Annotated in this window: 10 protein-coding genes; 8 read left to right on the forward strand and 2 right to left on the reverse strand. The window is 46.0% G+C overall.

The features are described from left to right. Nucleotides 1-17: 17 nt before the first annotated feature. Nucleotides 18-935, reverse strand: a complete 918-nt coding sequence (locus PUN35_RS18980; protein WP_014480922.1) for a DMT family transporter — start codon at nt 933-935, stop codon at nt 18-20. 99 nt (nt 936-1,034) lie between these two features. Between PUN35_RS18980 and PUN35_RS18985 the strand changes: the two genes are divergently transcribed. Beyond that, nucleotides 1,035-1,913: a LysR family transcriptional regulator gene (locus PUN35_RS18985; RefSeq protein ID WP_014480921.1), complete on the forward strand. Its 879-nt coding sequence runs from the start codon at nt 1,035-1,037 to the stop codon at nt 1,911-1,913. A gap of 156 nt (nt 1,914-2,069) precedes the next feature. Continuing rightward, complete coding sequence (locus tag PUN35_RS18990; protein ID WP_014480920.1) at nt 2,070-3,080, forward strand: LLM class flavin-dependent oxidoreductase; 1,011 nt, start codon at nt 2,070-2,072, stop codon at nt 3,078-3,080. A 48-nt stretch (nt 3,081-3,128) separates the two neighbouring features. On the opposite strand, the gene araR is transcribed toward PUN35_RS18990, so the two are convergent. Further along, nucleotides 3,129-4,217, reverse strand: a complete 1,089-nt coding sequence (gene araR, locus PUN35_RS18995; RefSeq protein WP_003243070.1) for an arabinose utilization transcriptional regulator AraR — start codon at nt 4,215-4,217, stop codon at nt 3,129-3,131. Nucleotides 4,218-4,420: 203 nt separating this feature from the next. Here araR and araE point away from each other — a divergent pair, with 203 nt between their 5' ends. The 6 genes from araE to gpmI all read left to right on the forward strand — a co-directional run bounded on the left by araE (nt 4,421) and on the right by gpmI (nt 12,010). Further along, on the forward strand, nt 4,421-5,815 hold the full coding sequence (gene araE, locus PUN35_RS19000) for an arabinose-proton symporter AraE (RefSeq protein WP_003243899.1): 1,395 nt from the start codon (nt 4,421-4,423) through the stop codon (nt 5,813-5,815). A gap of 297 nt (nt 5,816-6,112) precedes the next feature. After that, nucleotides 6,113-7,135, forward strand: a complete 1,023-nt coding sequence (cggR, locus tag PUN35_RS19005; RefSeq protein ID WP_033881240.1) for a gapA transcriptional regulator CggR — start codon at nt 6,113-6,115, stop codon at nt 7,133-7,135. 46 nt (nt 7,136-7,181) lie between these two features. Further along, complete coding sequence (gene gap / locus PUN35_RS19010) at nt 7,182-8,189, forward strand: type I glyceraldehyde-3-phosphate dehydrogenase (RefSeq protein ID WP_003219957.1); 1,008 nt, start codon at nt 7,182-7,184, stop codon at nt 8,187-8,189. 316 nt (nt 8,190-8,505) lie between these two features. Beyond that, nucleotides 8,506-9,690 carry a phosphoglycerate kinase gene (locus PUN35_RS19015; RefSeq protein WP_003243051.1) on the forward strand — a complete coding sequence of 395 codons (1,185 nt, stop codon included), beginning with the start codon at nt 8,506-8,508 and terminating at the stop codon, nt 9,688-9,690. A gap of 30 nt (nt 9,691-9,720) precedes the next feature. Further along, nucleotides 9,721-10,482 (forward strand): triose-phosphate isomerase, encoded by a 762-nt coding sequence (gene tpiA / locus PUN35_RS19020; protein ID WP_003243394.1) that lies wholly within the window; start codon nt 9,721-9,723, stop codon nt 10,480-10,482. Continuing rightward, nucleotides 10,475-12,010, forward strand: coding sequence for a 2,3-bisphosphoglycerate-independent phosphoglycerate mutase (gene gpmI / locus PUN35_RS19025; RefSeq protein ID WP_014480918.1), 1,536 nt, complete (start codon nt 10,475-10,477; stop codon nt 12,008-12,010). Before tpiA ends, gpmI begins: the two co-directional genes overlap by 8 nt. Nucleotides 12,011-12,025 lie beyond the last annotated feature (15 nt).

Raw genomic sequence — 12,025 nt, forward strand, 5'->3', positions numbered from 1 at the left:
CGGCAAGAGGGTTTTTATTATTGTGCAGCTTTCTCGTTTATACCAATCGCCGCAGCTTTCTGCGCTTTTGATTTTGTATTCACGAGACAGATGCTCGTGACAATCAGCAGCAGCCCTGCCAAGAGGCTAAGGGTGAGCGGTTCATGCAGGAAAATGGAGCTGGCCACGATTGATATGAGCGGAATCAAAAAAGTATAAGATGCGACCTTGCTTGCTTCGCCTGAACCGACAAGCGTAAAAAAGACAAGCCAGCCGAGCGCGATAACGAATACGGAGATGAACAGCAGGCTCGTGATAAACGGAGCTGTCCATTGGATCGCCGAAAAGCTTTCTGTCCAAAAGCCGGATATAAGCAGAAACACGCTTCCGATCGTCAGCTGCAGAGCGACCATCCAGATGGAATCGACGCGGCTGCCTGTTTTTTTCATATATACCGTCCCGAGCGCCCAGCTGATTGCGGAGCCGAGAGCCAGAAGAATCCCAATGACAGAAATATGCCCGCCAAAGCCCGCAGCACTAATGACGGCTACTCCCGCAAAACCGAGGATGAGCCCGATCACTTTCATTACAAACATGGATTCGCCGAGCCACAGCCAAGAAAATACACCCATCAGAACAGGCTGGAAGAAGACGATTGCAGAAAACAGGCCGGCCGGAAGATAATTCAGCCCGATCGTTTGCAGGCCGTAGAATAATGTAATATTTAAAAGAGCAGAAACAAGATAAATCGGCCACGTTTCTTTTAAGCGTAATTTATGAATACGCGGCAGTGCGACAATGACTAATAAAAGCCCGCCGATCAGCGTTCGGATGCCCGCGAACAATAATGGCGGAGAATAGGCGAGCGCGGCTTTGGACAGCGGCCAATTGACGCCCCACATGATGACGAGAAATGCGAGCAGGAGAGCTGTCCGCGTTTTTGAGAGCTGCTTCATTGTTCATTCACTCCTTGTAGAACTTTTCCATCATATGATACGGTAGAACATAAGATAAATAAAATGAATCTTTTTTATAGGGAGCATAAGTAAATTGTTATGACCATTACACAATTAAAGGTTTTTGTGAAAATAGCTGAAACGGGAAGCTTTACAAAAGCGGGTCAGGCGCTGAACATGACACAGCCGGCTGTCAGCCATGCGATTTCTGCGATCGAAGCTGAGCTTGATGTAAAGCTGATCATTCGTGACCGCCGCAATGGCCTGATGCTGACAGATACGGGAAAACAGATCTTAGTACACATTAGAGAAGTCTTAAAAGGCATTGAAAAAGTTGAGCAGGTAGCAGCAGCGGAAAAAGGGCTTGAACTGGGAACGATCCATATCGGCACATTCTCAACTGCCTCGGCTTATTTTATGCCGAAGCTGATCAGTGAATTTAAACAAAAATATCCGAAACTTGAGCTTGTGCTGCACGAGGGAACTGTAAATGAAGTCAAGGAGTGGCTTCATACGCGGATGATAGATGTTGGGATTCTTCTGTATCCAACAGAGGAGATGGAGTACATTCATTTGAAAAAAGACAAAATGGCTGTCGTGCTCAGGGACGATCACCCGCTTGCCGGTCATTCGGCCATTACGCTGAAAGATCTTGACCATGAACCGATGATCGTCTGTGACGGAGGCTATGAATCACCATTTGTCGATATGTTCAGGCAGGCGGGCGCTACGCTGCACCCAGCTTTCACGGTCTATAACATCAACACCTCGATCAGTATGATCAGAGAAGGCCTGGGTCTCGCGATTTTATCAGAAATGTCCATGTCGGGGATGCCGCTGCCGGAGCATGTGGTGACCCGGGAATTGGACCCGCAGGTATACCGTGATGTGCAGCTTGCTGTTCCGTCGCTAAAGGAGGCTTCTCTGGCGGCTAAGCTCTTTATTGAGATGGCTAAGGAGCTGTTTGGAGCAGAATAATGTTCCAAGCCGTTCGTTTTTTATTGTTCGAATTTCATCGAATCAAATTCTTTTATTCCTGAATGCAGTTGTGTTATGGTGTGATAGAAGTTCTTTCAATCATGACCTGACAGCTTTGGGCTGTTTACTGATAACACATTTGCAAAGGAGAACAATATGTCTAACAACCAACGCAAAGATACCTTGCTTTCTGTCTTGAATTTATCTCCGGTTGTTCAGGGAGGAACGATTGCAGAATCATTCCGAAACAGCATGGACTTGGCGCGCCGGGCAGAGGAATGGGGCTATCACCGTTACTGGCTTGCTGAACATCATAATATAGAAGGTGTTGCAAGCTCTGCCACCGCAGTTTTGATTGGCCATATTGCCGGAGGCACGAAGAAAATCCGCGTCGGTTCCGGCGGCATTATGCTCCCGAACCACTCTTCATTAGTCATTGCTGAACAATTCGGCACACTGGAAACACTGTATCCCGGGCGGATTGATCTGGGGCTTGGACGTGCGCCGGGAACAGACCAATTGACAGCCAGAGCGCTCCGAAGAAACATCAACAGCGGTGAGGATTTTCCAGAACAATTAGAGGAACTGCGCAATTATTTTAAACCGTCAGGAAATGTGCGCAATCAAGTTCGCGCCATTCCCGGAGAGGGCATAGATGTGCCGATTTGGCTGCTGGGCTCAAGCGGCTTCAGCGCCCGTCTGGCTGGCGAACTTGGTCTTCCGTTTGCGTTCGCGGCCCATTTCTCACCGGCGAATACGGTTCCCGCTTTGGAGCTGTACCGCAATTCCTTCACGCCGTCAGACGTGCTCGACGAACCGTATGCGATGGTCGGTGTCACCATTATCGCGGCAGATACAAACGAGAAAGCGCAGCACCTTGCGACTTCGCATTATCAAAGGTTTCTTGATCTTGTCCGCGGTACGCCGAACCAGCTTAAACCGCCTGTTGAGGATATGGACCAAATCTGGAGCCCGTATGAAAAAGCGATGGTCAATGAGCAGCTGAGCTCCACGATTGTCGGAGGTCCGGAAGAAGTGAAGGCGAAGCTTGAAGATTTCGTCAAAACGACACAGGCTGACGAAATTATGGTTAACTCAGAAACCTTTGAACACGCAGACAGAATGCGTTCGTTTGAAATCATCGCTGACGTTTGGAACAACAGATAACAGCTATAAAAAAAGCAATGTAGCGGGGGGACCCATACATTGCTTTTTTTATTCATTCAGTTTTCGTGCGGACTGGCGAATGATCAACTCAGGCTCAAATATGACATCCTCTTGCTTCGGCTTTTTATGCTCTAAGCAGTCAATGACATATTTGGCGGCTGCTTTTCCAAGCACTGATTTCGGATGTTTGACAGAGGTTAGTTTCACTTCTGAGATTTGGGCGAAATGTGAATCATCGTACCCGACAATAGACATATCCTCCGGCACTTTAAGATCCATCTCCCTCAGCATATCAATCACCTTCAGCGCAATTTCATCGTTATAACAAAGAATGGCTGTCGGCATGTGCTTGCTGTTTTTCTCCAGTGTGGCTTTTACTTTCTCCAGAAGTTTTGATTCTTTTTCTTCCGTTGTAAATGTCACGATCATATCCGGAGAAGGAAACAACTCACGCTCCCGGTGCGCCTGTATAAATCCGTTCATCCGTTTCACGCCTTGTGTGTCATCAGCTTTAAAAATACCCATCATATGCGTGTGGCCGAGAGAAAGCAAATGCTCCGCCGCCATCATCCCGCCTTTCACATCATCCAAGGTAAAACTCGGCGCGGCAAGCTCGGCATATGACGCGTTAATCATCGCAAAAGGAATGCCGTTTTTTTCCAAGTTCAGATAATAGCCGATGTTTGGGGTTTGAAGGGCGCTTTTTGTCGGTTCTACGATGAGTCCGTCAATATGCTGGGACAGCAGGTTTTCTAAGCCTCTTCTTTCGTTGTCCGGGTTGTTGTTTGTGCTTGTCAAAAGCATAGAATACCCCTGCTCGCTTAAATAGGACTCGATTCCTCTGATGATGCTCGGGAAAATATAGTCTGATATGTAGGTTGTCAAAACACCGATCGTTTTATTGGAATGCAGCGCTGACTTAGCAGAGCGTGAAGCGACAAAGGTGCCTCCGCCTTGCACGCTGTACAGCAGACCTTGTGATACGAGGTCTCCGATCGCTTTGCGGATGGTATGCCGGCTGACGCCGAATTGCTGCATTAATTCGTTTTCGGTAGGGATTTTTTGATCGGGCAGTATTTTGCCTTGATTAATCCATGAACTGATTTCTTCTTTTACTTGCGCGTATTTTGGTAACATATCCATTCCTCCAAAATGTATACGGACAAATTTCAGTATATCACAGCGTTCTTTGTAAGAAAACATTGACAGAAAATGCAAACAAGATTATTCTATATTTGTACGTACTAATTAAATGTAATTTTCGTTAAATTTTAATATAAGTACGTACAATTGAAAAACATAATGTAAACGCTTTACTCAACATTCGGGAGGGCAGGGAAATGAAGAATACTCCAACTCAATTAGAACCAAATGTTCCTGTAACACGAAGCCATTCTATGGGATTTGTCATTTTGATCTCATGTGCGGCGGGGCTTGGCGGCTTATTGTATGGCTATGACACGGCAGTGATTTCTGGCGCCATCGGTTTTCTGAAAGATTTATACAGCCTGAGTCCGTTTATGGAGGGACTTGTCATTTCAAGCATTATGATTGGAGGAGTTGTTGGCGTCGGGATATCCGGATTTTTAAGTGACAGATTCGGCCGGAGAAAAATTTTAATGACAGCCGCTTTGTTATTTGCGATATCAGCAATCGTTTCAGCGCTTTCTCAAGACGTGTCCACCTTAATCATTGCAAGGATTATCGGGGGGCTGGGAATCGGGATGGGCTCATCGCTCTCTGTTACGTATATTACAGAAGCGGCACCGCCAGCCATACGCGGAAGTTTATCTTCCTTATATCAGCTCTTTACGATACTGGGTATTTCCGCAACATACTTTATTAATCTAGCTGTGCAGCGGTCCGGAACATACGAATGGGGCGTGCACACCGGCTGGAGATGGATGCTTGCTTATGGAATGGTGCCGTCCGTCATCTTTTTCCTTGTCCTTCTCGTCGTTCCGGAAAGTCCGAGATGGCTGGCGAAAGCGGGCAAAACAAATGAAGCTTTAAAGATCCTGACACGTATTAATGGAGAAACTGTTGCAAAAGAAGAATTAAAGAACATTGAGAACTCATTAAAAATAGAACAAATGGGGTCGCTCTCCCAGCTGTTTAAGCCGGGTCTCAGAAAGGCGCTTGTCATTGGAATCCTGCTGGCGCTGTTTAACCAAGTCATCGGCATGAACGCGATTACTTACTATGGTCCGGAAATCTTTAAAATGATGGGATTCGGGCAAAACGCTGGATTTGTGACGACTTGTATCGTCGGGGTTGTAGAAGTCATCTTTACCGTTATTGCGGTGTTGCTGATTGATAAAGTCGGACGAAAAAAACTGATGTCCATCGGTTCTGCTTTTATGGCTATTTTTATGATTTTAATCGGGACGTCGTTTTATTTTGAGTTAACAAGCGGGATCATGATGATCGTCCTTATATTAGGTTTTGTCGCTGCTTTCTGTGTCTCGGTCGGACCGATCACATGGATTATGATTTCTGAAATCTTCCCGAACCATCTGCGTGCGCGGGCCGCGGGCATTGCGACCATCTTTTTATGGGGAGCAAACTGGGCGATCGGACAGTTTGTGCCAATGATGATCGATTCTTTCGGGCTCGCCTATACATTTTGGATCTTTGCGGTGATTAACATCCTTTGTTTCCTGTTTGTCGTTACGATCTGTCCGGAAACGAAGAACAAATCGCTCGAGGAAATTGAAAAGCTTTGGATAAAATGAAAACGCTTTAATGAAACAGCCCTTTCTGCGGGAAGGGCTGTTTATATTGGGATGCACCATTTGGCGCTTTCTGTATAAGATAAAGATATATAGGATAAAATATTGCTGGATAAAACGACGCGGCATGAAAACTCTGCGAATATTGTCGATGAATTGGCTCTTAACAGTTGAATAAACAATTCCACCCTGTTAAAATAATTAAAGAAAGCAGAAATGATTTTTTTTGGCTATGACGGGACGTTTTTTGTCATAGCGGGACATATAATGTCCAGCAAAAAAGGAAGGAACGTTTGAGTCATGAACCAGTTAATACAAGCTCAAAAAAAATTATTGCCTGATCTTCTGCTCGTTATGCAAAAGAGGTTTGAAATCTTGCAGTATATCAGGCTGACAGAACCCATCGGGCGAAGAAGCCTGTCTGCCAGTCTCGGAATCAGCGAGCGTGTGCTGAGGGGCGAGGTTCAGTTTTTAAAGGAACAGAACCTGGTCGATATTAAGACAAACGGCATGACATTGACAGAAGAGGGCTATGAACTGCTTTCTGTTTTGGAAGATACGATGAAAGATGTTTTAGGTTTGACTCTTTTGGAAAAGACATTAAAAGAACGTTTAAATCTGAAGGATGCCATTATCGTATCCGGAGACAGCGATCAATCCCCATGGGTCAAAAAAGAAATGGGAAGAGCGGCTGTCGCATGTATGAAAAAAAGATTTTCAGGCAAAAATATCGTCGCTGTAACTGGCGGTACGACAATTGAAGCTGTCGCCGAAATGATGACGCCGGATTCTAAAAACCGCGAGCTTTTGTTTGTGCCTGCAAGAGGCGGTTTAGGCGAAGACGTGAAAAACCAGGCGAACACCATATGCGCGCATATGGCGGAGAAGGCTTCAGGCACTTACCGGCTTTTGTTTGTTCCGGGACAGCTGTCACAAGGCGCCTATTCATCTATTATTGAAGAGCCTTCTGTCAAAGAGGTGCTGAACACCATTAAATCAGCGAGTATGCTGGTTCACGGAATCGGCGAAGCTAAAACTATGGCTCAGCGCAGAAACACGACTTTAGAAGACTTAAAGAAAATAGATGATAACGACGCGGTGACAGAAGCGTTCGGCTACTATTTTAACGCGGACGGCGAAGTGGTTCACAAAGTGCATTCTGTCGGAATGCAGCTGGATGACATAGACGCCATCCCCGATATTATTGCGGTAGCGGGCGGATCATCAAAAGCCGAGGCGATCGAGGCTTACTTTAAAAAGCCACGCAACACGGTTCTCGTCACAGACGAAGGAGCCGCAAAGAAGTTATTAAGGGATGAATAATCCCTCAATATAAATATCTCTCACTTATTTAAAGGAGGAAACAATCATGGCAGTAAAAGTCGGTATTAACGGTTTTGGTCGTATTGGACGTAACGTATTCCGCGCAGCATTAAACAATCCTGAAGTTGAGGTAGTAGCGGTTAACGATTTAACAGATGCTAACATGCTGGCTCACCTTTTACAATATGATTCTGTACACGGAAAATTAGACGCTGAAGTTTCAGTTGACGGTAACAACCTTGTTGTTAACGGCAAAACAATTGAAGTTTCTGCAGAACGCGATCCTGCTAAACTTAGCTGGGGCAAACAAGGCGTTGAAATCGTAGTTGAATCTACTGGTTTCTTCACAAAACGCGCAGACGCTGCGAAACACTTAGAAGCTGGCGCGAAAAAAGTAATCATCTCTGCTCCTGCTAACGAAGAAGATATCACAATCGTTATGGGTGTTAACGAAGATAAATACGATGCGGCTAACCACGATGTTATCTCTAACGCATCTTGCACAACAAACTGCCTTGCGCCGTTTGCAAAAGTACTTAACGATAAATTCGGCATCAAACGCGGTATGATGACAACTGTTCACTCTTACACAAACGATCAGCAAATCCTTGATCTTCCGCACAAAGACTACCGTCGTGCGCGTGCAGCAGCTGAAAACATCATCCCTACATCAACTGGTGCTGCTAAAGCAGTTTCTCTAGTTCTTCCTGAACTAAAAGGCAAACTGAACGGTGGAGCAATGCGTGTTCCAACTCCAAACGTTTCTCTAGTTGACTTGGTTGCTGAACTGAACCAAGAAGTAACAGCTGAAGAAGTAAACGCAGCTCTTAAAGAAGCGGCTGAAGGCGACCTTAAAGGAATCCTTGGCTACAGCGAAGAGCCATTAGTTTCTGGCGACTACAACGGAAACAAAAACTCTTCTACAATCGATGCTCTTTCTACAATGGTTATGGAAGGCAGCATGGTAAAAGTAATCTCTTGGTACGATAACGAAAGCGGCTACTCTAACCGCGTTGTTGACCTTGCAGCTTACATCGCAAAAAAAGGTCTTTAATTTATAGCTGAAAAAGGACCTGACTTGGTTCTTTCGAATAGAAGCGCTATAATGAAAGCGGACAAGGGAAGGGGACGGACTCCCTTTCCCTTTTTCCATGAAGACCGGCTTTCAGAAAACGCTCTGTGATAGAGAAACGACCGCGTTTTAAGCAGCTTTGCCGGCACTTTCGCCTAAGGCCGCTGCCCTGGCTTTTAGACGAACTGCCCTGTGCCGAAAAAGACTGCGATCTGCCCTAGCGGCGTTATCACTTGAACAGACGGTTTCACGTTTTTCGTGCTGTATGCAAACCATTTTGAAGGAGGATCTCCTAGGCATGAATAAAAAAACTCTCAAAGACATCGACGTAAAAGGCAAAGTTGTATTCTGCCGCGTCGACTTTAACGTTCCAATGAAAGACGGGGAAGTAACAGACGATACACGTATCCGTGCTGCGCTTCCAACAATCAAACACCTTGCAGACCAAGGCGCGAAAGTCCTTCTTGCGAGCCACTTAGGCCGCCCGAAAGGCGAAGTGGTTGAGGAGCTTCGTTTAACTCCTGTCGCTGCACGTCTCGGCGAACTGCTTGGAAAAGAAGTGAAAAAAGCGGATGAAGCATACGGCGATGCTGTAAAAGCACAAATTTCCGAGATGAAGGACGGAGACGTTCTTGTATTGGAAAACGTACGTTTCTATCCTGGTGAAGAGAAAAATGACCCTGAACTTGCAAAAGCATTTGCTGAGCTTGCAGATGTATATGTAAATGACGCATTCGGTGCTGCCCACCGTGCTCACGCATCTACAGCTGGAATTGCCGAGCATCTGCCAGCAGTTGCAGGTTTCTTAATGGAAAAAGAGCTTGATGTACTTGGAAAAGCGGTTTCCAATCCTGACCGCCCGTTCACAGCGATCATCGGCGGAGCGAAAGTAAAAGACAAAATCGGTGTAATCGAAAGTCTTCTTGATAAAGTAGACAACCTGATCATCGGCGGAGGTCTTGCTTATACTTTCGTAAAAGCGCTTGGCTATGAAGTCGGTAAATCTCTTCTTGAAGAGGATAAAATCGAGCTTGCGAAATCATTTATGGACCGCGCTAAAGAAAAAGGCGTTAACTTCTACATGCCTGAAGATGTACTCGTTGCAGATGATTTCTCTAACGATGCAAACGTGAAAATTGTGCCGATCTCTGAAATCCCTAGTGATTTAGAAGCAATCGACATTGGTACGAAAACACGCGAAACGTATGCTGACGTCATCAAAAACAGCAAACTTGTCGTGTGGAACGGACCAATGGGCGTATTCGAAATCGACTTGTTCGCTCAAGGAACAAAAGCGGTTGCGGAAGCATTGGCAGAGGCGAAAGATACATACTCTGTCATCGGCGGAGGAGACTCTGCGGCAGCGGTTGAAAAATTCGGCCTTGCTGACAAAATGAGCCACATCTCAACAGGCGGCGGCGCATCCCTTGAGTTTATGGAAGGCAAAGAGCTTCCAGGGGTAGCTGCACTGAACGATAAATAATCTCAAAACTGCTATAAGGAAGTGGAACAGATGAGAAAACCAATTATCGCCGGTAACTGGAAAATGAACAAAACACTCGGCGAAGCTGTCAGCTTCGTTGAAGAAGTGAAATCTTCCATTCCAGCAGCAGACAAAGCTGAAGCTGTTGTTTGCGCGCCAGCGCTTTTCTTAGAAAAGCTTGCTTCTGCTGTGAAAGGCACTGACCTAAAAGTCGGCGCTCAAAACATGCACTTCGAAGAAAGCGGCGCGTTCACAGGCGAAATCAGCCCGGTTGCTCTGAAAGACCTTGGCGTTGACTACTGCGTCATCGGCCACTCTGAGCGCCGTGAAATGTTCGCTGAAACTGATGAAACAGTTAACAAAAAAGCACATGCAGCTTTCAAACACGGCATTGTGCCGATCATCTGTGTAGGTGAAACGCTTGAAGAGCGTGAAGCCGGCAAAACAAATGATCTTGTTGCTGACCAAGTGAAAAAAGGCCTTGCTGGTCTTTCTGAAGAACAAGTTGCTGCTTCTGTTATTGCGTATGAGCCAATCTGGGCAATCGGAACAGGCAAATCTTCTACAGCGAAAGATGCGAATGACGTGTGTGCGCATATCCGTAAAACCGTCGCTGAAAGCTTCAGCCAAGAAGCTGCAGACAAGCTTCGCATCCAATATGGCGGAAGCGTAAAGCCTGCAAACATTAAAGAATATATGGCAGAGTCCGATATTGACGGTGCTTTGGTCGGCGGCGCGAGCCTTGAGCCACAGTCATTCGTTCAATTATTGGAGGAAGGTCAATATGAGTAAAAAACCAGCTGCACTCATCATTCTTGATGGGTTCGGATTACGTAACGAAACAGTAGGGAACGCAGTCGCTTTAGCGAAAAAACCGAATTTTGACCGCTATTGGAACCAGTATCCTCATCAAACATTGACTGCTTCAGGCGAGGCTGTAGGTCTTCCTGAAGGGCAAATGGGGAACTCCGAAGTAGGTCACTTAAATATCGGTGCGGGACGTATTGTGTACCAAAGCTTAACACGCGTAAATGTTGCCATTCGTGAAGGAGAGTTCGAACGCAATCAAACATTCCTTGACGCGATCAGCAACGCGAAAGAAAACAACAAAGCCTTGCACCTGTTCGGTCTTTTATCTGACGGAGGCGTGCACAGCCATATCAATCATTTATTCGCACTGTTAAAGCTTGCGAAAAAAGAAGGGCTGACAGAGGTTTATATCCATGGCTTCCTTGACGGCCGTGATGTAGGTCCGCAGACAGCGAAAACGTACATCAACCAGTTGAACGATCAAATCAAGGAAATCGGTGTAGGTGAAATCGCCAGCATTTCCGGACGTTACTACTCTATGGACCGCGACAAACGCTGGGACCGTGTAGAAAAAGCGTACCGCGCAATGGCGTACGGCGAAGGCCCATCTTACCGCAGCGCCCTGGATGTTGTTGATGATTCATATGCAAATGGTATCTACGATGAATTCGTGATTCCATCTGTCATCACAAAAGAAAACGGTGAGCCTGTTGCGAAAATCCAAGACGGCGATTCTGTGATTTTCTATAATTTCAGACCGGACCGCGCCATCCAGATTTCCAACACGTTCACAAACAAAGACTTCCGTGACTTCGACCGCGGCGAGAATTATCCAAAGAACCTGTATTTCGTCTGCCTGACTCACTTCAGTGAAACAGTTGACGGCTATGTAGCGTTTAAACCGATAAATCTTGATAACACAGTCGGAGAAGTATTATCTCAGCACGGGTTAAAACAGCTTCGAATTGCAGAAACTGAAAAGTATCCGCACGTCACGTTCTTTATGAGCGGCGGCCGTGAAGCTGAATTCCCGGGTGAAGAGCGTATTCTCATCAACTCGCCTAAAGTTGCAACGTATGACTTGAAGCCTGAGATGAGTGCGTATGAAGTGAAAGACGCGCTTGTCAAAGAAATTGAAGCTGACAAGCATGACGCGATCATTCTTAACTTCGCAAACCCTGATATGGTCGGCCACTCCGGAATGGTTGAACCAACAATTAAAGCAATTGAAGCAGTGGACGAATGCTTGGGCGAAGTCGTTGACGCGATCCTTGCTAAAGGCGGACACGCTATCATTACCGCTGATCACGGTAATGCTGACATTCTGATTACAGAATCAGGCGAACCGCACACTGCGCATACAACAAACCCAGTCCCTGTGATTGTAACGAAAGAAGGCATTACGCTGCGTGAAGGCGGAATCCTAGGCGACCTTGCACCAACGTTATTAGACCTTCTTGGTGTTGAAAAACCGAAAGAAATGACAGGAACATCTTTAATTCAAAAATAATTTGAAAATCAAAAG

The organism is Bacillus sp. N3378-2at, from assembly GCF_033412715.1.
Classification (GTDB): Bacteria; Bacillota; Bacilli; order Bacillales; family Bacillaceae; genus Bacillus; species Bacillus subtilis.